Source organism: Shimia sp. R9_2 (assembly GCF_017743735.1).
GTDB lineage: Bacteria > Pseudomonadota > Alphaproteobacteria > Rhodobacterales > Rhodobacteraceae > Shimia.
Genome location: NZ_JAGHRO010000001.1, coordinates 361,055 through 381,749, shown reverse-complemented (window position 1 = coordinate 381,749; position 20,695 = coordinate 361,055). Strand labels below are relative to the sequence as shown.

24 protein-coding genes are annotated in these 20,695 nt (G+C 55.7%); 10 read left to right on the top strand and 14 right to left on the bottom strand.

Features of this window, described 5'->3' with window-relative positions; translation table 11 throughout:
• Nucleotides 1–18: 18 nt before the first annotated feature.
• Complete coding sequence (dapE, locus tag J7400_RS01740; protein ID WP_209058347.1) at nucleotides 19–1,164, bottom strand: succinyl-diaminopimelate desuccinylase; 1,146 nt, start codon at nucleotides 1,162–1,164, stop codon at nucleotides 19–21.
• Between the two features lie 292 nt (nucleotides 1,165–1,456).
• Between dapE and J7400_RS01735 the strand changes: the two genes are divergently transcribed.
• The gene (locus J7400_RS01735; protein ID WP_247738565.1) at nucleotides 1,457–3,031 is read left to right on the top strand and encodes a Hint domain-containing protein; all 1,575 of its coding nucleotides are present in this window, start codon (nucleotides 1,457–1,459) and stop codon (nucleotides 3,029–3,031) included.
• Nucleotides 3,032–3,097: 66 nt separating this feature from the next.
• A complete protein-coding gene (locus J7400_RS01730) occupies nucleotides 3,098–4,192 on the top strand; it encodes a Hint domain-containing protein (RefSeq protein ID WP_209058345.1) in 1,095 nt (364 codons plus the stop codon).
• A gap of 14 nt (nucleotides 4,193–4,206) precedes the next feature.
• Here J7400_RS01730 and J7400_RS01725 read toward each other — a convergent pair whose 3' ends face one another.
• The 3 genes from J7400_RS01725 to J7400_RS01715 all read right to left on the bottom strand — a co-directional run bounded on the left by J7400_RS01725 (nucleotide 4,207) and on the right by J7400_RS01715 (nucleotide 6,595).
• On the bottom strand, nucleotides 4,207–4,572 hold the full coding sequence (locus J7400_RS01725; protein WP_209058343.1) for a hypothetical protein: 366 nt from the start codon (nucleotides 4,570–4,572) through the stop codon (nucleotides 4,207–4,209).
• A gap of 193 nt (nucleotides 4,573–4,765) precedes the next feature.
• Entirely contained in the window at nucleotides 4,766–5,593 is an 828-nt protein-coding gene (gene dapD / locus J7400_RS01720) for a 2,3,4,5-tetrahydropyridine-2,6-dicarboxylate N-succinyltransferase (protein ID WP_209058341.1), read from the bottom strand.
• Between the two features lie 78 nt (nucleotides 5,594–5,671).
• On the bottom strand, nucleotides 5,672–6,595 hold the full coding sequence (locus tag J7400_RS01715) for a threonine/serine dehydratase (protein ID WP_209058339.1): 924 nt from the start codon (nucleotides 6,593–6,595) through the stop codon (nucleotides 5,672–5,674).
• 76 nt (nucleotides 6,596–6,671) lie between these two features.
• Here J7400_RS01715 and J7400_RS01710 point away from each other — a divergent pair, with 76 nt between their 5' ends.
• Entirely contained in the window at nucleotides 6,672–7,505 is an 834-nt protein-coding gene (locus tag J7400_RS01710; RefSeq protein WP_209058337.1) for a TIGR00730 family Rossman fold protein, read from the top strand.
• Between the two features lie 87 nt (nucleotides 7,506–7,592).
• Here J7400_RS01710 and J7400_RS01705 read toward each other — a convergent pair whose 3' ends face one another.
• The 3 genes from J7400_RS01705 to rlmN form a co-directional block, all read right to left on the bottom strand.
• A complete protein-coding gene (locus J7400_RS01705; protein ID WP_209058334.1) occupies nucleotides 7,593–7,802 on the bottom strand; it encodes a hypothetical protein in 210 nt (69 codons plus the stop codon).
• A gap of 79 nt (nucleotides 7,803–7,881) precedes the next feature.
• Complete coding sequence (locus J7400_RS01700) at nucleotides 7,882–8,283, bottom strand: phage holin family protein (protein ID WP_209058332.1); 402 nt, start codon at nucleotides 8,281–8,283, stop codon at nucleotides 7,882–7,884.
• Between the two features lie 79 nt (nucleotides 8,284–8,362).
• Entirely contained in the window at nucleotides 8,363–9,556 is a 1,194-nt protein-coding gene (rlmN, locus tag J7400_RS01695) for a 23S rRNA (adenine(2503)-C(2))-methyltransferase RlmN (protein ID WP_209058330.1), read from the bottom strand.
• Nucleotides 9,557–9,720: 164 nt separating this feature from the next.
• Here rlmN and J7400_RS01690 point away from each other — a divergent pair, with 164 nt between their 5' ends.
• Both J7400_RS01690 and J7400_RS01685 read left to right on the top strand, forming a co-directional pair.
• Nucleotides 9,721–10,026, top strand: coding sequence for a hypothetical protein (locus J7400_RS01690; protein WP_209058328.1), 306 nt, complete (start codon nucleotides 9,721–9,723; stop codon nucleotides 10,024–10,026).
• A 1-nt stretch (nucleotide 10,027) separates the two neighbouring features.
• Entirely contained in the window at nucleotides 10,028–10,708 is a 681-nt protein-coding gene (locus J7400_RS01685) for a YafY family protein (RefSeq protein ID WP_209058326.1), read from the top strand.
• On the opposite strand, the gene J7400_RS01680 is transcribed toward J7400_RS01685, so the two are convergent.
• Nucleotides 10,705–11,346, bottom strand: coding sequence for a Hint domain-containing protein (locus tag J7400_RS01680; protein ID WP_209058324.1), 642 nt, complete (start codon nucleotides 11,344–11,346; stop codon nucleotides 10,705–10,707). The two genes, J7400_RS01685 and J7400_RS01680, sit on opposite strands and share 4 nt — an antisense overlap.
• Before the next feature lie 101 nt (nucleotides 11,347–11,447).
• Nucleotides 11,448–11,978 carry an invasion associated locus B family protein gene (locus J7400_RS01675; RefSeq protein WP_247738564.1) on the bottom strand — a complete coding sequence of 177 codons (531 nt, stop codon included), beginning with the start codon at nucleotides 11,976–11,978 and terminating at the stop codon, nucleotides 11,448–11,450.
• A gap of 169 nt (nucleotides 11,979–12,147) precedes the next feature.
• Here J7400_RS01675 and J7400_RS01670 point away from each other — a divergent pair, with 169 nt between their 5' ends.
• On the top strand, nucleotides 12,148–13,143 hold the full coding sequence (locus J7400_RS01670) for an asparaginase (protein ID WP_209058323.1): 996 nt from the start codon (nucleotides 12,148–12,150) through the stop codon (nucleotides 13,141–13,143).
• A gap of 87 nt (nucleotides 13,144–13,230) precedes the next feature.
• On the opposite strand, the gene J7400_RS01665 is transcribed toward J7400_RS01670, so the two are convergent.
• The 5 genes from J7400_RS01665 to serB are packed head-to-tail and all read right to left on the bottom strand — an operon-like array spanning nucleotide 13,231 to nucleotide 16,022.
• Nucleotides 13,231–13,545 carry a hypothetical protein gene (locus J7400_RS01665; RefSeq protein ID WP_209058322.1) on the bottom strand — a complete coding sequence of 105 codons (315 nt, stop codon included), beginning with the start codon at nucleotides 13,543–13,545 and terminating at the stop codon, nucleotides 13,231–13,233.
• A gap of 36 nt (nucleotides 13,546–13,581) precedes the next feature.
• On the bottom strand, nucleotides 13,582–14,010 hold the full coding sequence (locus J7400_RS01660; RefSeq protein WP_209058321.1) for an SRPBCC domain-containing protein: 429 nt from the start codon (nucleotides 14,008–14,010) through the stop codon (nucleotides 13,582–13,584).
• A complete protein-coding gene (locus J7400_RS01655) occupies nucleotides 14,007–14,327 on the bottom strand; it encodes a metalloregulator ArsR/SmtB family transcription factor (protein WP_209058318.1) in 321 nt (106 codons plus the stop codon). The genes J7400_RS01660 and J7400_RS01655 overlap by 4 nt, the downstream gene beginning before the upstream one ends.
• Before the next feature lie 54 nt (nucleotides 14,328–14,381).
• Nucleotides 14,382–15,140 carry a TSUP family transporter gene (locus J7400_RS01650; protein ID WP_209058316.1) on the bottom strand — a complete coding sequence of 253 codons (759 nt, stop codon included), beginning with the start codon at nucleotides 15,138–15,140 and terminating at the stop codon, nucleotides 14,382–14,384.
• A gap of 3 nt (nucleotides 15,141–15,143) precedes the next feature.
• The gene (gene serB, locus J7400_RS01645; RefSeq protein ID WP_209058314.1) at nucleotides 15,144–16,022 is read right to left on the bottom strand and encodes a phosphoserine phosphatase SerB; all 879 of its coding nucleotides are present in this window, start codon (nucleotides 16,020–16,022) and stop codon (nucleotides 15,144–15,146) included.
• 295 nt (nucleotides 16,023–16,317) lie between these two features.
• Here serB and J7400_RS01640 point away from each other — a divergent pair, with 295 nt between their 5' ends.
• From J7400_RS01640 to J7400_RS01625, 4 genes are all read left to right on the top strand, one after another.
• On the top strand, nucleotides 16,318–17,466 hold the full coding sequence (locus J7400_RS01640) for a phosphoserine transaminase (protein WP_209058312.1): 1,149 nt from the start codon (nucleotides 16,318–16,320) through the stop codon (nucleotides 17,464–17,466).
• An 86-nt stretch (nucleotides 17,467–17,552) separates the two neighbouring features.
• Entirely contained in the window at nucleotides 17,553–19,148 is a 1,596-nt protein-coding gene (gene serA, locus J7400_RS01635; protein WP_209058310.1) for a phosphoglycerate dehydrogenase, read from the top strand.
• Between the two features lie 140 nt (nucleotides 19,149–19,288).
• Entirely contained in the window at nucleotides 19,289–19,876 is a 588-nt protein-coding gene (locus tag J7400_RS01630) for an ATP-dependent Clp protease proteolytic subunit (RefSeq protein ID WP_209058308.1), read from the top strand.
• Nucleotides 19,873–20,604, top strand: a complete 732-nt coding sequence (locus tag J7400_RS01625; protein ID WP_209058306.1) for a metallophosphoesterase family protein — start codon at nucleotides 19,873–19,875, stop codon at nucleotides 20,602–20,604. Before J7400_RS01630 ends, J7400_RS01625 begins: the two co-directional genes overlap by 4 nt.
• Nucleotides 20,605–20,695 lie beyond the last annotated feature (91 nt).

Below are 20,695 nucleotides of genomic sequence, written 5' to 3'. Positions count from 1 at the left end.
CGGCGAATTAGGTCGTTTTTAGCTGAAATAGTCACTTAGTATCCGGCTGTAGATCGCTTTGAGTTGATGGATTTGTGCCACCGGGACCTGCTCGTCGACTTGGTGCATGGTTTTGCCAACCAGACCAAATTCAACAACCGGGCAGTGATGCTGAACAAAGCGCGCGTCAGATGTGCCGCCAGATGTTGAGAGCTCGGGCGTGCGGCCCGTTTCAGCCTCCACAGCAGCTGCGACCAGATCAGAGAGCATCCCGGGAGGTGTGATGAAGCTTTCGCCAGAGACCTTAACCTGCAAATCGATCTGCACACCTGTTTCAGCGGCAAGCGCATCCACTTGGGTTTGCATCCAGTCTGTCAGCGAGGCACCGGAATGCGCGTCGTTAAACCGTATATTGAGCGTCGCACGACATTCGGCGGGGATCACATTGGTCGCGGGGTTTCCAGTGTCCATCGTGACAACGGCCAGTGTGGAGGCGTCGAAGTGATCTGTGCCCTCATCCAATGTGTGGCGCGACAGCTGGTCCATCAGTCGTGCCATGACCGGAACAGGGTTGTTGGCGCGATGAGGATAAGCCGAATGCCCCTGCGCCCCGGTGAACTTGAAAAACGCATTGAGAGATCCGCGGCGCCCGATCTTCATCATCTCGCCCATTTCGTTTGGGCAGGTTGGCTCTCCGACCAGGCAAACAGACATTTGCTCGTTCTGTTCGGCCATATAATCCAACAGCGCGGTGGTGCCATCCAGCGCATCCCCCTCCTCATCGCCGGTGATGGTCAACACAATGGCACCGTCTGGTGGTGTGTCAGAGACAAAATCGATCGCAGCCGCCGCAAAGGCCGCGACACCTGACTTCATATCAGTTGAGCCGCGCCCGTAAAGAATGCCGTCCTTTTCCTGGGCACCGAAAGGGTCCACACTCCATGCCGCAGCATCGCCCACCGGGACCACATCGGTGTGGCCATTAAAACCAAAGGTCTTGGCATGCCCCCTTTCGCCCCAGCGTGCAAAGAGGTTGCCAATTCCATTTCGGTCCACGCGCGTACAGGTGAAACCCGCGCCAGAAAGCAAATCCTCCAACAGTACCAGCGCGCCACCTTCTTCAGGTGTCACGGAGGGACAACGGATCAGATCTGCAGTCAGCTTGGCGGCATCTATGGAAGTCATGGGCGCATCCTCATTTTCGGTCATGGTCTTGTGGCACAGGAAGACAGGACCGGAAAGCCACATTTCCGCCACAAAGCGTGAGGCTTCAGCCCTAACCTCTTAACAAACCCCAAAGGTTCCGATTTACTGATTGTTAATAAAAATCGACCGAGGCAGGTCACCAGCAGTTGGCGAAAGCCGCCCCCATGGAAACGATCAGCAAAAAGCTGCGCCATGAGGTTTTATCATCACCCGGATCCTCCGGTGTGGTCTCTGATGCGTGATGTGCCTGTTGGAAGCAGGGAAGAGCAACATGCCCAGAGTACCAATCAACACCGGTGCCTCCGCGATCGACATGGCCGAAACCATTTTCGGCGATGATGTCACAATCGTTTCTGCATCCTACAGCGGACAAAGCACATCATCTGGCATTTATACCGACGGCGATTCCCTATCTCCGGAAGCCACACCAAGCGACTCCGGGGTGATCCTCTCAACAGGTCGAGCCACCAACTTTTCCAACAGATTTGGTGCTTTTAACCAGCGGACCAACCGCTCTTCAAACACCAATGGCGAAGACAACAACCCCGAATTCAACGCGATTGCGGGCACTTCAACCTTTGATGCGGCTTACTTGGATGTGTCCTTCACGGCCACTGAAGCCAGCCAGATGACAATGCAATTTGTCTTTGCCTCCGAAGAATATCCGGAGTTCACCAACTCGATCTATCAGGATTTTGTGGCTGTCTCCGTCAACGGAACTTATGTGCCGCTGGCGATTGGCGATGGTGACGTAGACCCCCGAAACATCAACACGGGAAACAACGAAAGCCTCTTTGTCGACAACACTGGTAGCCAATTCAACACCGAGATGGACGGGTTTACCCAGACCATGACGTTGAAATTCAACATCACGGAAGGGTTGAACACCATTCGCATCGTCATCGCGGATGTTTCCGACAGCAGCTATGACAGCTCGCTACTGATCGCGGCGAACTCACTGCAAACTTCCTTGGTTGCCAATCTCGATGAGGTGAACCTGCCAATCGATGGCACACGCACAATCGATGTGCTTGCCAATGATGTGAACGACACCGGCAACTCTCTCACCATCACCCATATCTCCGGCCAGCCTGTTGCCGCGGGGGGGACCATCACCCTGCCCAGCGGACAAGAAGTGACGGTCAACGGCGATGGGACACTCACGCTTGTGGGTGATGACGACGAAGAAGTGGTCAATTTCTCCTATACGGTCGACGATAACAACGGCACCACGGATGTGGGCTTTGTCACCGTAAATCAGGCCCCCTGTTTCACCGCAGGCACGTTCATTCGCACCCCTTACGGCGAGGTCCCGGTGGAATGTCTGAACATCGGCGACTTGGTGGAGACCATGGACAATGGCGCGCAACCCATTCGTTGGGTCGGGCGGCGAGAGGTGCCAGCTGAGGGCAATCTGGCCCCCATCCACATCGCCGCTAACACTTTTGGCAAGCATCGCAGCCTCAAACTGTCCCCCCTGCATCGCGTTCTGATGCAGAACGCGTGGGCAGAACTGCTTTTTGGCGAAGAAGAGGTCTTAGTGGCTGCGCGGGATCTGGTCAACGATCAGTCTGTGCGGCGGGTGCCTGGTGGCACGGTTGAATATGTGCACCTGCTGTTTGACGAGCATCAGATTGTGTTTTCAGAGAATCTGCCAACTGAGAGTTTTTTGCCGGGGCCTCAGACTTCTGCCAGCTTTGAAGCGGAAATTGTGGATGAAATCTGCGCCATTTTTCCGGAAATCGACCGGGATTCCGGAGAGGGATATGGTCCGATGGCACGGCGCGGGCTGCGCAGCTACGAAGTTGCTGCAATGACGCATCTTGCTGCCATCGCGGCAGAATAATCGTGTGGCGCGTATGAACTCCGCACAGGCATATCCAAATTCTGCCCCATTCAGGAGCAACGCCACATGAGCTGGATCGGCTTACTGGACAAATCCCGAGCCCTCTTTTGCGCAAATGGGTTGGCCCATCTGGGCGTTGGCGCGGGGACCGATACGGGTGTCGACGAGACACCGATGACGCGCGGAAGTGTTGTGCTTGAGATGCGTGCATCCCCATATGATCGTCCACAAACGCTGTTGGCTTTTCGGCAAGTTGACGGCCACGGGGTGCGCTTTTCTCTGCAGGCGGTGCCCGGTGGCGGCGTGGTATTGGTCATGAACCGTGCCGGCCGCACCTGTCACGGCGCAGTCAATCTGGACACCATCGGTCGGGCCGATGCCTTGCGGGTCACGTACTCCTGGGATCTGACAGTAGGATTGGGACGTCTGTCAGTCGAACAACCGGGCACGTTTCGCGTGGCACATCGCAGCATCAAGGCACCGATCGCGCTCAGCCCTGAAGACGTCAAGGCCTGCACAGTGCTCGCGGAAACCCGCACCCTTGCCAACGATGTGTGCTTTATCGCCTTCTCAAATCGCATCGAGCCCATAGGCCCTATGCCGAGCTTGTCTCCGGAGACGCCAGTGATGACAGACCGCGGCTATCAGCCGGTAGGCAGCCTGCGGCGCGGCGATGTTGTCCAAACGTCCACCGGTGATCTTGTACCTGTTCTGTCCAATATCATGCGCACTGTGCCAGCAGCCGGCCATTTCGCTCCTATCAGACTGCGCGCGCCTTTTTTTGGTCTCGCCCAAGACATTGTGACAAGCCCCACCCAAAGGCTGGTGATTGGCGGAAGCCGGGTCGAGTATATGTTCGGGGCAGAATATGTGTTGGTGCCAGCAGGCCATCTCCTTCACGGAAATGCGGCGACCAGCGGTGGCTCCACCCCACTTACGACATACTGCCAATTGCTGCTGCCAGACCATGCCGCCGTTTTGGTGGCAGGAACCTATCTGGAGAGCTTCGACATTGGTCGACTGCGTCGCAAGCGGGAAATTTTGAACGCGAGTATGCTATCTGGCTATCCACGCGCGAAACTGCCTGAGCACTCTCGCACGGCCTATCCGGTACTTAGAGAGTTTGACGCACTCACACTTGCCGCCCAACGGGCCGCGTAGGTCAAAAGCCGAACTTAATGTTCGGTGCTTTCGCCTTCGCTTTCTTCGCCGTGAAAGAACGGAGTCATCTGCGCGACAACAACGGAGTTTTCATCGAGCGCGCGCTGCATCAACTCGCGCTCTTGCCCGTCAATTTCATGGCCCTGCGCTTCGCGCTCCTCAATGGTGCCATATCCGGTCACGTCAAGCGGGTTGAGGTCTGCCTGCTTCAGGATCGCAACCGTTTCACGCACAGCCTCCGCTTCGTCCACGCCACTGGCATAGATCATAAGCGCGCCACCGGTCGCTTCTTCGGGCAGACCATCACCGTCTTTGCGCCCAACCTGAACCAACAAAGTGTAGACCTGTTGGCGTGTTTTCTTTTTCTTCTCTTGGGCCATCGCGATGCTTTCCTTTGTTTGTTCTACCTTGATCTCACTTTATGATGCACACACAGGTGGATCTTGGTCGGATAAATGGGCTGAGCGATCCTCGTTCAGTGCTCCCATACAGGCTTCGGCATCTGATGGATAGAAAGAAGGCGCTCAATCCCGAGAGCGCCTTCATTTGTTTCAGTCAGTGGCCGCTGCCAAATCAGTCGCGAAGCAGCTCGTTGATACCGGTCTTGGAGCGTGTTTTTTCGTCAACGCGCTTCACGATCACAGCGCAATAGAGGTTCACACCATTCTTGGACGGCATGGAGCCAGCAACAACCACGGAGTATGGCGGCACTTCGCCGTACATCACTTCGCCGGTTTCACGATCCACGATCTTGGTAGATTGGCCAATGAAGACACCCATGCCCAACACCGAGCCTTCACGCACGATACAACCCTCGACCACCTCTGAACGTGCGCCGATAAAGCAGTTGTCTTCTATGATGGTTGGGCCCGCTTGCATGGGCTCCAGCACGCCGCCGATACCCACGCCGCCTGAGAGGTGCACGTTTTTACCAATCTGCGCACAAGAACCAACGGTGGCCCAAGTGTCGACCATAGTGCCTTCATCAACATAGGCGCCGAGGTTCACGAAAGATGGCATCAACACCACACCAGGTGCGATATAAGCGGATTTGCGAACAACACAGTTAGGCACAGCACGGAAGCCTGCCTCTTTCCACTGGGTCTCGCCCCAGCCTTTGAACTTGCTGTCGACTTTGTCCCACCAGCCGGAGCCTTGCGGGCCGCCATCCTGGATTTCCATATCTTTGATGCGGAAGCCAAGCAGCACAGCCTTTTTGGCCCACTGGTTCACATGCCAATCGCCGCTTTCGAGTTTCTCAGCAACGCGCAGGCTGCCGCTGTCCAGCGCGTTCAGCGTGTCTTCGATCGCCTCGCGGGTTTCGCCGGCGGTCGCAGAGGTGATGGTATCGCGCGCATCCCATGCGGCTTCGATGGCTTGTTCCAGTTGGGCATTGGACATGTCTTCAGGCTCCGGATGTCTTGAGTTCACGCTTATCTAACGAGATCGGACGCAGCCGTCACGTCCTCTTTGCGACCATTATTGCATCGGATCGGGCGCAATATTGGCTCCGCAGACCAGCACAGCAACTTTTTCACCAGGCTCCGGCACATAAGCGCCCGACATCAACGCCGCGAGAGCGGTTGCCCCCGCCGGTTCCACAAGCAGACGACGCTCGCGCCAAAGCGCCTGTTGCGCGCGTGTGATCGCGTCATCTGAGACCAAAATGGACTCCGCTCCAGTGGACACTGCGAGGTCATAGCAAATTTGCCCAATGCGCTTGGCACCCAGCGCGTTTGCAGCGACGCCCGATACCTCTACATCCACCGGAGACCCAGCGCCCAGCGCAGCATTGAGCGCGCAGGACGTTTCCGGCTCAACAGCGACCACACGACGGCGACCGTCAAACCAAGCCATCGCCCCCGCAATCAAACCGCCACCGCCCACGGCGATCAGAACAGTGTCGGCATCCAGCCCCTGCTCTTCCCATTCCAAAGCCAAAGTGCCCTGCCCTGCCACCGTCGCCAGCGCGTCATAGGCGTGTATTTGCATCGCGCCGGTTTCTGCCTCATAGGCCGTCGCCTGCTCAAAAGCGTCCGCATAGGCGCCCGGTACAACCTGCAAATCTGCCCCCGCATCCTTGATGAGCGCAACCTTTGCCGGGCCCGCCATTTCCGGCAAATAGATTCGAGCCTTGTGACCTAGCTGATGCGCGGCGTAAGCCACCGCCGCACCATGATTGCCACCAGAAGCTGCGACCAGACCTGCCGCAGGTACGTCACGAGATAGCAGGGTGTTAAATGCCCCGCGCGCCTTGAATGTGCCGGTGTGCTGCAGCTGCTCCAGCTTCATCTCGATGCTGTGACTCAGGCCAAACCCGCCATCCACTGTCATCACAGGTGTGCGCACAATATGTCCATCTATGCGCGCAGCAGCGGCTTTTATCTCGGCGTTCCAGTCCATTTTGCATCCCTGTTACTGGCTTTGTTAACGTGAAACCTATAGGCCTGAGCTAAACGCGCAAGCAAGGACCAACACCATGCAGGACGAACGCCCCCACCCATTGTCTGATGCCCATTCAGATCGTGAAACCGCGTCACATGTCCCGGACACTCCACAAACCCGTGCCCCTTCTTACAGATTGGCCTTTGCGGACGCTGATTTCCTGTGTCGGGATGAGCTGCGCCCGGTCAGGTTGCAGCTTGAGCTTCTGAAGCCAGAACTGGCGCTCGACGAACACGGTATTGAAAGCACCGTGGTGCTGTTTGGCGGCGCGCGCATTCCCGAACCCGCCAAAAAGAAGACTGCACGCACGCAGACTTTGGCAGATTTGTCGTCCTTTTATGATGAGGCACGCAAGTTTGCTCAGATCGTGACCAAAGCCAGCGATGGCAAGAAGAACGTGATCGTCACGGGTGGCGGCCCCGGCGTGATGGAGGCGGGCAACCGTGGCGCAATGGAGGCCGGTGGGCGCTCAATTGGCCTTAACATCGTACTGCCTCACGAACAGGCGCCAAACGAATATGTATCCCCGGACCTGTGCTTCAACTTCCATTATTTTGCGATACGCAAGATGCACTTTCTGATGCGTGCACGGGCCATCTGTGTGTTCCCTGGCGGGTTTGGCACGCTTGATGAGCTGTTCGAAGCCCTGACGCTCATTCAGACAGGGCGGATGCAGCGCGTCCCGTTCCTGTTGTTCGGGCGTGCATTTTGGGAAAGCATCATCAATTGGGACGCTCTTTCAGACGCAGGCACTATCTCGGCTGATGATCTGGATCTCTTCCAGTTCGTGGAAACCGCTGAAGAGGCTGTTGAGGTGCTCGACAACTGGAAAGATTATTCCCGCCGCGCGGAGATTCCCGGCCGCTGAGCCCAACACACCCAGAAATTTCAGGCGCTCCGATATTTTCGGGGCGTCACAGTTCTGGCAACTGCTTATATGCCCGGTCTGGCCGCCTTAGTGAAACTGCTTTGGTAGAACGCCGATCTCTGTACCCTGAGGCAACTTGGTCACAACCTGCGCACCGGCCACATCCTTGATGGCATATCCATAGCCCGCGAGGCGAAACTTCCATTCACGCGCACTCAAAGCCTGATCCCGCTCTCGCTTCAGAATATCCAAGACAGGTGCTTCAATCTCAGTGCTAAGAATTTGAGTAGGTATCATCGTGCCTTCCTTCCCGTTGTTTACAGAAAGGAAACTGAAGACCGATCTCGACTGAATTGGCGCCTAACTGTGAAAAGTTTTAGGCTTTGTTAACCTTTTGGGATTTGGCCTCTGCCAAAGATGGGAACAGATACTTCGGCAGCAACACCCCTGAAATCAACGCGCCAAGCCAGACAATCAATGTCGCTGCGAGCAGGTTGGCGACCCCGCCGATGGTAAAATCTGAAACAAGCAGTTCGGTGATGAGCAAGCCAGCGAAGGACACAACAAGTGAAATGCCACCCAAAAGCTCCGGCAGCTTCTTCTCCGCAATTTTGCGAACCACTGGCAGAAGCACAACCGACACCACCGTGAAAACCAATGTCACAATGATTGCGCCCAAGATGCCAATGGAAAACCCTGGCAGCAGAACACTGGCTAGGATAAGGCCGACCGCGTTGGCGATCAGATGCGCAGCGGTGGAAAGCACAAATTTGGGCATAACAACTCTTCCGTGATGAAAACCACAATCAGATTACCCAAATTTGCAAAGCTTTCCAACCCGTTGCAGCGCCAAAGGCTTAGGGCTGTGAAAGCCCCGCCTCTTCCGCAATTTGCTTGCGCGATTTGCGCGCCCGCTCTGTTGCGGATTTCAACTGACCGCAAGCCGCCATGATATCTTCACCGCGGGTCTTGCGGATCGGGGAGGCATAGCCCGCCTGATAAATGATATTGGCAAACGCGCGGATGCGGTTGTTGGAGCTGCGTTTATAAGGCGCGCCAGGCCATTCGTTGAAGGGGATTAGGTTGATCTTGGCCGGAATGTTGTAGCGTTTGATATGGTCGATCAGACGGTGGGCGTCTTCGTCGGTATCGTTCACACCATCCAACATCACATACTCAAAGGTGATCCGCTCGGAGTTGGAGACTTTTGGATAATCGGCAAGGGCCTGCAACAACTCGTCAATGTTCCAACGCTTGTTGATCGGAACCAACACGTCACGGGTTTCGTTGGTCGTGGCATGGAAGGAAATCGCGAGCAGACAGCCAATCTCTTCAGCCGTGCGTGCAATCTCCGGAACAACGCCAGAGGTCGACAGCGTGATACGGCGACGAGACAGAGAAATCCCTTCCGGGTCCATCGCAATCTTCATCGCGTCACGCACATTATCGAAATTGTAGAGCGGCTCACCCATGCCCATCAGAACAATATTGGAGAGCAGGCGCGTCTCGTCTTTAGGCGCACCAGGCACCGGCCATTCTTCAAGATCATCACGCGCCATCATCAGCTGACCGATAATTTCCGCCGCCGTCAAATTGCGCACCAGTTTCTGTGTGCCTGTATGGCAGAAAGAGCAGGTCAGCGTGCACCCGACCTGAGAGGAGATACATAGCGTACCACGATCATCCTCTGGGATGTAGACCACCTCTACCTCATGCCCGCCGGCAATACGCACCAGATATTTCCGGGTCCCGTCCTCGCTCACCTGTTTGGTGATGACTTCAGGAATGGCAATTTCAAAGACCTCATCCAACTCTGCCCGATAGGCTTTGGACAGGTTGGTCATCTCGTGAAAATCACGCACGCCCCATTGATAAATCCACTGCCAGATTTGCCCAACGCGCATCTTGGCCTGCTTCTCCTTGGTCCCATTAGAAATCAGAACTTCCCGCATCTGATCACGGGTCAAACCAACGAGATTGATCTTGCCGCCCTCAGGCAGCTTACGGGGAATGGTCATCACGTCCTGCGTGATTGGCGCGGAGGTACTCATGGCTCAGGGACTCATCTGGGAATTCAAGCGGTGCAGATACACCATTTAGGGCGTTTTGCAAATATTGCCAGAAAACCTGGCTGACTCCAAAACCAACTGACAGACCGTGTCAGTTGGGCTGTGACACAAGGCGGATATCGAAACAGACCACATAGGAGACCAAAATGTCTGTTATTGAAATTGTGCGCTACCGCCTGAACGCCGACGTCAAACCGGAACAAGCCATAGCCGCATGGGAAAAATCGCAGAGCTTTGCAACGGCACAGGCAGGCTTTCTCCGCCGCCGTGTCGCAGTCACCGCGGAAGGTGATTGGATCGACGAGGTGGAATGGGAAACGCTTGCGGATGCGCATGCGGCTTCCGCAGCGTTCAACCCAGAGGCACATCCGGAACTGATGGACCTGATGGCGGTTCTGGATCAGAGTTCCATGAGCATGTCCCACTACACCATCAAAGGCAGCACGTCATAAAATGCGCCGGACCGACCGCCTCTTTGATCTGATCCAACTTCTGCGCGATGGACGCCTGCACAAGGCATCAAACCTCGCCGAGAAAATGGAGGTGTCGGTCCGCACGATCTATCGGGATATGGACACACTGGTTGCCTCAGGCATTCCAGTGGAGGGTGAACGCGGGGTGGGCTACATTCTGCGCGCGCCCGTATTCATGCCCCCTATGGCACTGACACAGGTCGAGCTTGAGGCATTGCACCTTGGCGCCGCTCTGGTGCGGCAAACCGCTGATCCGGAATTGCAAGAAGCCGCCGAACGTATGTTGAGCAAAGTGGATCGCGCCATGCCTGAGCCCATGTTTGGTGGGATTGACGGTTTTGGCAAAGAGATCTTTGCAGCCCCTGAAGTGGCAGCAAGTTTTGCCCAAATGCCGATCATTCGCCGCGCCATCCGCGAAAGGCAGGTGCTGATGATCGACTATACCACACTGGATGGCCGCCAAAGCCGAAGACGTATTCGACCTCTGCAGATGGAATATTGGGGTCGCGCCTGGACCTGCACTGCGTGGTGCGAAACCCGTGAAGACTTCCGGGTCTTTCGGGTCGACCACATCAACGAGGCATTGCTGGCTGGGCAGATTTTTGACGAGGAGCCAGAAAAATCTCTTTTGGAATATCTCAAACGCTTCGAAGCACCCTAAGCGCGTTTTTTGACCTCAACTACGTGAGCCGCTTCGTGTTTGTCCAAACGGCGACGCCATTTATCCGATTTTGGATTGAGAGCCAGAAGTTCCGGAAACAGGACGGCCATTTCGTCCGCATCCACCGTATCAAATTCCGGCATATCGGCTCCAGCGTGGCGCATCTCCACCTGCATGCCATCCAATGTCAGGATTTGCGGTGTGTCACATAGCACGAGGAAATAGTCGGTCGAGGGCGCATGTGAAACATGCTCTGTTATCCCGTGCCAACCGACGAGATCCTTCACCGGAACCATCACTTCACGTGCAGCGAAGGCAGCCTCAAACTCAGAGCCCCGCATCCAGATCCGAGAATTTGGCGCAAGCAAACAATCGCGTGCAGGAACATTTCTCCCCAAAGCGCCAGCAGGAACGCGGATTGGATGCTCAATTGCCTGCAACATTCCAACCCAACGCACACGGATAAGCCCCAGATCTCGGCTAACCACTTCATCACCAGCGCGAAGCGTTTCGACCGCCACCTCTCCTTGTCGGGTTGCGATCTTTGTGTTTCTCGCAACCAGGCTCACATCTTTTGAGCCCAGCTGTTGCACCGGACACTGCCGGCCATTTGTGTATGCTGTTTCTGCCTGCGCCATTTTTGCTCTCCCATGGCCATTTGATCGACCGGTTGTTCCGATCGATCTCCCCCATGCTGACGTTGGATGCGTGTTAGGCCCTGGCAGGAGCTTTGTTGATCTTAGTTACAGCGTTTCTCAGCGTCTTCGACGGCAGCGGTAAAGCCGCGCAGGGAAAACGTATCGGCGGTTTTGGTCCCGCGTGAAGAGCGCGCCGTCAGCGTCGCATCTGCCCCGCGTTTCATGGCCGCAACAATTTTGGCATCATCGCCAGAAGACGCAGGCCAAGCCCATTCACCTTCTGTGATCATCACAAAACTCTGACCGTCAATGCTCACTTCAACGGTGGATCCACCAGCAAAGGGATATCCACCGGTAAACCCAACCTGCGCCGAGACGCTCTCATGGGGCAAGAAAGACACCATCAGTAGAATGTCGCTGCGGCGTACGGCCACAACCTGTCCACCACGGGTGTTCACGCTCTCTTTGGCTGTGCTCACCGCCCAGCATTCACGTTTGTCACCGTCTTTGTGCTCAAAGACGCTCCAATCCGTGATGGCGTTGACCTGATTTTCGCTTGATGCCTGTGCCGAAACACTGCCACTCCAAAGCGTCGCCGCCATGGCCAGCGCCGTCATCCAACGTGATGTCATGCTCTTCTACAGCCTCCAAGCTGTGTGTTGCCTCTGGTTCCTGCCCGCTGGTTTTGCACCATTTGTGTTGGGCCGGAGATTATTATACGCGATAGAATAAGCTTAGCCCATGTTTGCCGCGAGACGAAAGACCCGTTGGCACAAATTTGCCCATGAAAGCGAGAGATTTATGACCAAAGCCGTGCCGATGACCGAACTCTGGCGAGGAGACATTCTTGAGAGTGTCCACAGCGGCCATGCCGTGGTCTGCAATGCCGACGGGGAGATTGTGCATGCATGGGGCGATCCGGATGCCATTGTGTTGCCTCGCAGCTCCTCAAAAATGATCCAAGCATTGCCTTTGGTGGAAAGCGGCGCAGCCGATGCCGCGGGTTTGACGGAGCAGCACTTGGCGCTGGCCTGCGCGTCCCATAACGCGTCTGCCATCCACAATGACATGGTGAATGCCTGGCTCGCGGCACAAGGATTTTCCGACGAAGATCTGATTTGCGGACCTCAGGAACCGCGCGACATCGGTATTCGTGATGAGTTGATCCGCTGCAATGACCCAGTCTGCCGCGTACACAACAACTGTTCCGGCAAACACACGGGTTTCCTCACTCTGACCAAACATCTCGGCGCAGAGAAAAACTACACAGATATCAACCATCCTGTTCAAAAAGCCGTTCTGGCAGCGCATGAAGAGCTGACACAGGAAACCAGCACAGGCTACGGCATTGATGGCTGCTCTGCTCCCAATCACGCCAGCACACTTAAGGGCATGGCCCGCGCTATGGCATTCTTTGCAGCCGCTCGTGAGGGCGAAGGCGCCCGCGAAACAGCCGCTGCACGCTTGCGGGATGCTATGGCCAAACATCCGGAGTATGTGGCTGGCGAAGGCCGCGCGTGCACCAATCTGATGCGCGCAATGAACCATAAAATCGCGATCAAAACTGGTGCTGAGGCCTTCTTCATCGCCATATTGCCCGAACAGAAACTGGGTGTCGCACTGAAGATCATTGATGGCGGCACACGCGCCTCTGAAAATGCGATTGCGGCGATTTTGGCGAAGCTCGGTGTTTTAGACCCTAACCATCCGGAAGCGACCAAATATCTCGATTCGCCAATCAGAAATTGGGACGGTCTACAAACCGGGATTATGCGCGCCACAGAGGTGATGCGCTGAATTTCACCACTCCAGCTTCACTCTGCAGAAATACTCCCGCCGGAGGCATCGACATATGCCACCGGCGCTTCATTTAGTCTGGTTTGGCTACATCTCCATCGCTTCGGCCACTTCCACTGTGCCCATCCCGCCCTCCAGGATTGGGCAGCCTTTTGCGATTTCGCAGGCCGCGTCGATATCGGACGCATTGACAAGCGTGTAGCCGGAGACCGGGTTGGCACCGCCATCATTCGCGACGCCATCTGCGCTGACGGTTTTTGACATACCTGCCGGGTTGCCACCATCGACGAGATCAGCGCCTATCCCTTCCATCCACTTCATCCAGGCTGCCATGACTTTCTCGCCTTCCTCCGGCGTTTCCGGGCGCCCACCTCCGTGATAAATGAACATAAATTTTGGCATTTGAAGTCTCCTTTGTTGAAGGGTCTTGATCCAAATTTATTCGAGAAGCGCCTGCAGCCTATTGGTAGAACTGTTCCAGCCCCAACTGTGGCCACGCACAGCTTCTTCGTCCTGCAAGTTCTTGTGATCTATAATTAGCTTGGCGCCCCGCGCCGTCGCCTCAACGGTGAATGTGACATGACTTTCATGTCCACGTTGATCATTTTCGTCGTGCCAAGCCCAAGTAAACCCGACCGAATGTGGCGGATCGATACTTGTCACTTGGCCTGACATTTTCATCTGCCGACCAGCGTCACTGATTTTGACAGAATGCCACGGGCCAAGTCGCGTAAAATCTAAAGTGTGGTCGCCCAATGTCATGCCTTCCGGCCCCCACCAACGGCTCAGGTCAGCCGGATTTGTGATCGCAGCGTAGAGGCGCTCAGGCGAGACAGAGAACTCCCTTTCCAATCGCGCATCGCTCACGACGTTTCCTCCGCCAACAGGGCATCCAAACGCTCCAAGCCTGACTGCCAAAACGCTTTATGGTCCATTGTCCATCCTGCAACGGCTTGCAGCGCTTCCGGTCGAACGCTGTAAAGACGTTTTGTGCCCTCTGCGCGCTGTGTCACCAGACCTGCTTTGCGCAGCACTTTAAGATGGCGAGACACCGCAGGACCGCTGATCGACGCGTCTGCCACAAGATCACCGGCTGGAAGCTCCCCAACAGCCATAAGACGCTCCATCATGGCAAGGCGGGTTTCATCGGAAAGGGCAGCAAAGGTTGTGGCCAGACAGGTCATAGCCTGATCTTGAGGGGATTCTCTATTTAACACAAATGTTAAATTTCAAGTCTGTCAGAGCACATCCCAGAGCAGTTTGAGCGCCAATGCGACGGAGGTTGCCACCAAAAGCGGGCGGATCAACCTTGCCCCTTTCGCCATGGCCACCTTGGCACCAAGCCGAGCGCCCAAAATTTGCATCGCGCCCATAGCTAAGCCAATAGCCCAAAGCGGGTTGGCAACGAGGATAAACCCGGCGAGCCCGCCAACATTGGAAGCGAAATTCAGAAGCTTGGTATGCGCGGTCGCTTTCAAGATGCCGTAGCCGCCCAGCGCAACGAAGGCGATCATATAGAAACTGCCCGCGCCCGGCCCCAAGATACCGTCATAGAAGGCAACAACCGGAACAGCCGTCAGGGAAAAGATGATGGGTTTGAGACGCGCTGTACGATCCATCTCGCCGGGATCTTTGCGAAGGGCAAAGAACAGCGCAATTCCGATCAGCAGAACCGGCAAGATCAGCCGAATCCAGTCTGTTGGCAAAACGGATACAAGGAGTGCACCGCCAAGCGATGCGATAAACGCCAACAGTGCAGGTCCAGCCTGAGCGCGCAGGTCGACCAAGCCACTCTTTGCATAGGAATAGGCAGCGGTGCCCGATCCAAACATCCCTTGTATCTTGTTTGTTGCGAGTGCTTGCACGGGCGGCACACCGGCAATCATCAACGCCGGCACCGTGACCAATCCGCCGCCACCAGCTATCGCATCCACGAAGCCCGCAAAAAATCCTGCTGCCAGCAAGAGCAGCAGCCCCTCAACCCCAAATTCCAGCATGTATTAGAGGCCCGCGAACTCAGACTTAGCATAGCCTTGGATATACAGCAGCGCAGTGAGGTCGCCGTGGTTGATGCGGATGTCACATTCTGCCGCGACTGAGGGCTTTGCGTGTAAGGCCACCCCTGCCCCAGCGAGCCCCAGCATGCCAAGGTCATTGGCACCATCACCCACAGCCATCACATCTTCATGCGCAAACCCAAGTCGTTCGGTGATCTCTTTGAGCGCCTGCACCTTCGCTTCGCGCCCCAAGATAGGGCGCCCCACATCCCCGGTCAGTTTTTCATCTGCAACCAAGAGCGTGTTGGCGCGGTTTTCGTCAAATCCAAGTTCGGTTGCTACTTTGGCGGTAAAGGCTGTGAAACCGCCTGAAACTAACGCTGCGTAGGCGCCTTCCGCTTTCATTGTCGCCAAAAGCGCTTTCCCCCCGGGCATGAAAGTGATGCGTTCTGCGAGCACCTCGGCGATCACCCCCTGATCCAAGCCCTTCAACAGGCCAACGCGCTCCGTCAATGCACCTTCAAAATCGAGTTCTCCGTTCATCGCCCTTGCGGTGATGTCTTTGACGCGATCCCCGACACCCGCTTCGTCAGCCAACTCATCGATGCACTCTTGCTCGATCATTGTGCTGTCCATGTCCGCCAGAAGCATCTTCTTCCGGCGGCCTTCAGTCGGCTGAACAACGAGATCCACACCCATCTTCTGCAAATCAGCCCAAACCTCCCAAAGATTGTCGGGTTTGGCAGGCAGAGCAAACTCCGCAGCCTCTTCAACTGCGAGCCAATGTACGGTGTCACCTCCCCACGCATTACGCAAATTCTCCACAAGCGTCCCATCAAGACTTGGTAACGTCGGATTGGTCAAAAGCGTGGCAGTGAACATCAGGGGCCTCAACAGATTTGAAGTTAGCTTGAGCGCCATAGAGCACGGCATCAAAGATGTTTCCAGTCTCGGATATTTCTGGCCGTAAGGTTTTATTCATCAGAATCTGCAGCTGTCGCACCCACATCGTTCATGTGACCGAATGTTTCCGATAGTGGTCATTTAGCGTCGTTTTTGAATCACAAACTGTCGCCAATGCGGATTTTTCCTGTTGTGAGATCCCGCCACTCCGCCTAAGTCGGTCCGTGGGACACCTCTCCCCAACGAGAGGCATTTATCTGGAAGGATAGCATTTATGGCTACTCAACAACCGGCGGTTCGCCCGGCGAATCCGCGTTTCTCCTCTGGCCCTTGTGCCAAACCCCCCACATTTGATGTCTCCAAGCTCGCAGATGCCGCTCTCGGCCGCAGCCACCGTGCCGCCATCGGCAAGGACAAGCTGAAGGCCGCGATTGAAGGCACGCGCGAGATCCTGGGCATCCCCGCAGAGTACCGTATTGGTATCGTGCCCGCTTCTGACACAGGCGCGGTTGAAATGGCGCTCTGGTCCCTTCTGGGCGCGCGCAAAATCGAAATGCTGGCATGGGAGAGCTTTGGCGCTGGCTGGGTCACCGATGTGGTGAAGCAGCTTAAGATTGATGCCGAGGTCAAGACCGCCGACTATGGTCAGATCGTGGACCTGGCGACAGTCGACACCAAGAACAACGATGTCGTCTTCACATGGAACGGCACCACCTCCGGTGTGCGCGTGCCAAATGCCGATTGGATTGCGAATGACCGTGAAGGGCTGACAATCTGTGATGCGACCTCCGCCGCATTTGCGATGGATCTGCCCTGGGACAAGCTGGATGTGACCACCTTCTCCTGGCAGAAAGTGCTGGGTGGCGAAGCGGCGCATGGCGTGATTGTCCTGAGCCCGCGCGCTGTGGAACGACTGGAAAGCTACACACCGGCCTGGCCGCTGCCAAAGATCTTCCGTCTGACCAAAGGCGGCAAGCTGATCGAAGGTATTTTTACCGGCGCCACCATCAACACCCCCTCCATGCTGGCAGTCGAAGACTATCTCTTTGCGCTGGATTGGGCGCGGTCTGTGGGTGGCCTTAATGGGCTCATCGCGCGCGCGGATGCCAATGCCAAAGCGGTTTTCGATTTCTGTGACGGAAACGACTGGATCACGAACCTCGCCGAAGACGAAGCCACGCGTTCCAACACATCGGTTTGCCTGAAGTTCTCAGACGACCGCATTCAAGACGGTGCAGCATTCGCAAAAGCGGTGGCCAAACGTCTTGAGGCAGAGAACATCGCCTTGGACATCGGCGCCTATCGCGACGCACCTGCTGGCCTTCGCATCTGGTGTGGCGGCACGGTTGAGACCTCCGATCTGCAGGCCATGCTGCCTTGGCTCACATGGGCCTTTGAGGCCGAAATCGCAGCGCAAGCCTAAGAGGGGCGCCCCGAGGGCACACCCTACGTAGGGTGCGCAGTTGTTGCGCATCTTCCCTGAACTAGATTTTCCAAAGGACGCTTAAAATGGCTCCCAAAGTACTCGTATCCGACAAACTCAGCGAAACCGCCGTTCAAATTTTCCGCGACCGAGGCATCGACGTCGATTTCATGCCTGACCTTGGCAAAGACAAAGAGAAACTGGCCGAAGTGATTGGTCAATATGACGGGTTGGCGATCCGCTCCGCCACCAAGGTGACCCCGACAATCTTGAATGCTGCCACCAACCTCAAAGTGGTTGGCCGCGCGGGCATTGGCACCGACAATGTGGACAAGGACGCTGCTTCTAAAAAGGGTGTGATCGTAATGAACACGCCTTTTGGCAACATGATCACAACTGCGGAACACGCCATAGCGATGATGTTTGCTGTGGCGCGCCAAATCCCGGAAGCCAGCACATCGACCCATGCCGGGAAATGGGAAAAGTCTAAATTTATGGGGGTCGAACTGACCAACAAAACCCTCGGCGTGATCGGTGCCGGCAACATTGGTGGCATCGTTTGTGATCGCGCCCGTGGGCTGAAGATGAAAGTCGTGGCTTATGATCCATTCTTGTCCGCCGAGAAGGCCGACAAGATGGGTGTGGAAAAAGTGGAGCTGGACGAATTGCTCGCCCGCGCTGATTTCATCACGCTGCATGTGCCATTCACCGAACAAACCGCCAATATCCTGAGCCGCGAGAACCTTGAGAAGACCAAAAAGGGCGTGCGGATCATAAACTGTGCCCGCGGTGGCCTGGTGGACGAAAAAGCACTGGCAGAGCTGCTGAAATCCGGCCATGTCGCTGGCGCGGCCTTTGACGTGTTCTCAGAAGAACCTGCCAAAGAAAACGCACTCTTCAATCTGCCCAACGTGGTCTGCACCCCGCACCTTGGCGCAGCGACCACTGAGGCACAGGAGAATGTCGCTCTGCAAGTGGCGGAGCAAATGTCCAACTACCTGCTGACCGGCGCTGTTGAAAATGCGCTCAACATGCCGTCGGTGACTGCTGAGGAAGCCAAGGTGATGGGACCCTGGATCAAACTGGCAGACCATCTTGGCGCCTTTTCTGGCCAAATGACGGACGAGCCGATCAAAGCCATCAACATCCTCTATGACGGCGTGGCCGCGGATATGAATCTTGCAGCTCTGAATTGCGCTGTGGTGGCTGGGATCATGAAAAAGGCCAACCCAGACGTGAACATGGTTTCCGCCCCTGTGGTCGCTAAAGAGCGTGGTATTCAGATTTCGACCACCAACCAGGACAAGTCCGGCACCTTTGATGGCTACATCAAAGTGACAGTGGTGACCGACAAGCGTGAACGCTCCATCGCAGGCACCGTCTTCTCGGATGGCAAGCCGCGCTTCATCCAGATCAAAGGCATCAATATCGATGCCGAGATCGGGGCCAACATGCTCTACACCACCAATGAGGACGTGCCAGGCATCATCGGTACGCTGGGTCAGACATTGGGCGACAATGGCGTGAACATCGCAAACTTTACATTGGGTCGTGCGGACGTCGGCGGCGAAGCGATTGCACTCCTTTACGTGGATGAACCGGTCCCGGCCGAAGCGCGTGCGAAACTGGCAGAAACCGATATGTTCCGCCAAATCAAACCACTGGCCTTTGACGTCGCTTAAACTGTGACAAAGCCAACAAAAGCGCCGCCTCGTTTTGGCGGCGCTTTTTTGTTGCCTCTGAAAGATCCTCTGGGGTTGTGCTCAGAAGATCTCCAATCAACAGTGGGGGTGTTTACACATAGTCGGTTTAGGAGGTTTCCATGTTTCCCCAAATGCGTGACGCTGACCAGCACTCGCCCACTGTTTCCGGCCCGATTGGCCAACTTTTTTTCCAAAGCCGCAACGTGATTGTTGCCGGAGAAATCAACGATGTTCTCGCCCGTCGCACAGTGACCCATCTACTCTCGCTTGCTGAAGCTGGAGATGATCCGATCAACGTTTTTATCTCCTCTCCCGGTGGGCATGTGGAAAGCGGCGATATGGTGCACGATGTCATCCGCTTCATCCGACCCAAAGTACGCACAATCGGCACCGGCTGGGTGGCAAGTGCAGGTGCGTTGATTTTTGTCGGTGCACAGGCTGAAAATCGGTTTTGCCTGCCCAATACTCGTTTCTTGCTCCACCAACCTTCTGGCGGCATTGCCGGACAGGCATCCGACATGGAAATTCAAGCGCAACAAATTCGGATGATGCGTGCCCGCTTTGACACTATGTTTGCCGAAGCGACCGGCCATACTCCGGAACAAATAGCCAACGACACTCAACGAGATTTTTGGCTTACAGCGCAGGAAGCGGTCGACTACGGTCTTGTTGGGCAGATTATTCAAACAGCAGATGAACTCCGATGACAGATCCAGTTTACGCCATCGGCGACATTCACGGGCATCTCGAGAAGCTAGAAGACATACTCGCGCGCATTGAGGCAGACGGCGGTCCCGATGCGCGTATTGTCTTTCTGGGAGACCTTGTTGATCGCGGACCAAACAGTTGCGGTGTGGTCGATAGGCTTATGCGCGCGCGCAATGAAGGCCGCCCTTGGACCGTGGTGAAAGGCAATCATGATCGCATGTTTGAATACTTCATGGGCGCACAACCAAAGCATGATCCCCGCCTACGACCAGAACTCACTTGGCTTCATCCGCGACTGGGCGGCGCTGAAACGCTGGCCAGCTATGGTGTAGATGCTCACGTCGATCGTGCTGTCGAGGACATTCATGCTGACGCGCTCGCGCTTGTTCCCAAAGAGCACATAGAGTTCATATCGAGCCTGCCTTTGTTTCACCTCATGGATCCTATCCTCTTTGTACATGCCGGCATTCGACCGGGCACCGCGTTGGAAGATCAGTCAGAAGACGATTTATGCTGGATCAGAGACGATTTTCTTTCCGATCCCCGGCCACATCCCTGGCTGGTGGTACACGGCCATACGGTTGTTAAAACCGTCGAACACAAAGGCAATCGCATCGACCTGGACACAGGAGCTGGCTACGGAAAGCCTATTTCAGTGGCCGTCTTTGAAGGCTCAGATGTCTGGACCTTGGAAAGTTCCGGCAGGAAGGTCCTGAAGCCCGCATAAGCAACAGGCTGCTCCGCTCAAAACACCATCGATCCTCCGCGCCCTTTCTGCGCAAAGCCGGCTAGAGGCTTTGTTAAGGTTTTCTTCTTAC

What these genes read in the sequence shown, in the direction of transcription:
- J7400_RS01665 (WP_209058322.1), bottom strand. Translation starts at nt 13,545, where the DNA reads ATGCCAAAATTTATGTTCATTTATCACGGAGGTGGGCGCCCGGAAACG.
- J7400_RS01715 (WP_209058339.1), bottom strand. Translation starts at nt 6,595, where the DNA reads ATGGACTGGAACGCCGAGATAAAAGCCGCTGCTGCGCGCATAGATGGA.
- J7400_RS01640 (WP_209058312.1), top strand. Translation starts at nt 16,318, where the DNA reads ATGGCTACTCAACAACCGGCGGTTCGCCCGGCGAATCCGCGTTTCTCC.
- rlmN (WP_209058330.1), bottom strand. Translation starts at nt 9,556, where the DNA reads ATGAGTACCTCCGCGCCAATCACGCAGGACGTGATGACCATTCCCCGT.
- J7400_RS01710 (WP_209058337.1), top strand. Translation starts at nt 6,672, where the DNA reads ATGCAGGACGAACGCCCCCACCCATTGTCTGATGCCCATTCAGATCGT.
- serB (WP_209058314.1), bottom strand. Translation starts at nt 16,022, where the DNA reads ATGTTCACTGCCACGCTTTTGACCAATCCGACGTTACCAAGTCTTGAT.
- J7400_RS01670 (WP_209058323.1), top strand. Translation starts at nt 12,148, where the DNA reads ATGACCAAAGCCGTGCCGATGACCGAACTCTGGCGAGGAGACATTCTT.
- dapE (WP_209058347.1), bottom strand. Translation starts at nt 1,164, where the DNA reads ATGACTTCCATAGATGCCGCCAAGCTGACTGCAGATCTGATCCGTTGT.
- J7400_RS01675 (WP_247738564.1), bottom strand. Translation starts at nt 11,978, where the DNA reads ATGACATCACGTTGGATGACGGCGCTGGCCATGGCGGCGACGCTTTGG.
- J7400_RS01625 (WP_209058306.1), top strand. Translation starts at nt 19,873, where the DNA reads ATGACAGATCCAGTTTACGCCATCGGCGACATTCACGGGCATCTCGAG.
- J7400_RS01650 (WP_209058316.1), bottom strand. Translation starts at nt 15,140, where the DNA reads ATGCTGGAATTTGGGGTTGAGGGGCTGCTGCTCTTGCTGGCAGCAGGA.
- dapD (WP_209058341.1), bottom strand. Translation starts at nt 5,593, where the DNA reads ATGTCCAATGCCCAACTGGAACAAGCCATCGAAGCCGCATGGGATGCG.
- J7400_RS01690 (WP_209058328.1), top strand. Translation starts at nt 9,721, where the DNA reads ATGTCTGTTATTGAAATTGTGCGCTACCGCCTGAACGCCGACGTCAAA.
- J7400_RS01735 (WP_247738565.1), top strand. Translation starts at nt 1,457, where the DNA reads ATGCCCAGAGTACCAATCAACACCGGTGCCTCCGCGATCGACATGGCC.
- J7400_RS01705 (WP_209058334.1), bottom strand. Translation starts at nt 7,802, where the DNA reads ATGATACCTACTCAAATTCTTAGCACTGAGATTGAAGCACCTGTCTTG.
- J7400_RS01700 (WP_209058332.1), bottom strand. Translation starts at nt 8,283, where the DNA reads ATGCCCAAATTTGTGCTTTCCACCGCTGCGCATCTGATCGCCAACGCG.
- J7400_RS01655 (WP_209058318.1), bottom strand. Translation starts at nt 14,327, where the DNA reads ATGACCTGTCTGGCCACAACCTTTGCTGCCCTTTCCGATGAAACCCGC.
- serA (WP_209058310.1), top strand. Translation starts at nt 17,553, where the DNA reads ATGGCTCCCAAAGTACTCGTATCCGACAAACTCAGCGAAACCGCCGTT.
- J7400_RS01725 (WP_209058343.1), bottom strand. Translation starts at nt 4,572, where the DNA reads ATGGCCCAAGAGAAGAAAAAGAAAACACGCCAACAGGTCTACACTTTG.
- J7400_RS01730 (WP_209058345.1), top strand. Translation starts at nt 3,098, where the DNA reads ATGAGCTGGATCGGCTTACTGGACAAATCCCGAGCCCTCTTTTGCGCA.
- J7400_RS01680 (WP_209058324.1), bottom strand. Translation starts at nt 11,346, where the DNA reads ATGGCGCAGGCAGAAACAGCATACACAAATGGCCGGCAGTGTCCGGTG.
- J7400_RS01630 (WP_209058308.1), top strand. Translation starts at nt 19,289, where the DNA reads ATGTTTCCCCAAATGCGTGACGCTGACCAGCACTCGCCCACTGTTTCC.
- J7400_RS01685 (WP_209058326.1), top strand. Translation starts at nt 10,028, where the DNA reads ATGCGCCGGACCGACCGCCTCTTTGATCTGATCCAACTTCTGCGCGAT.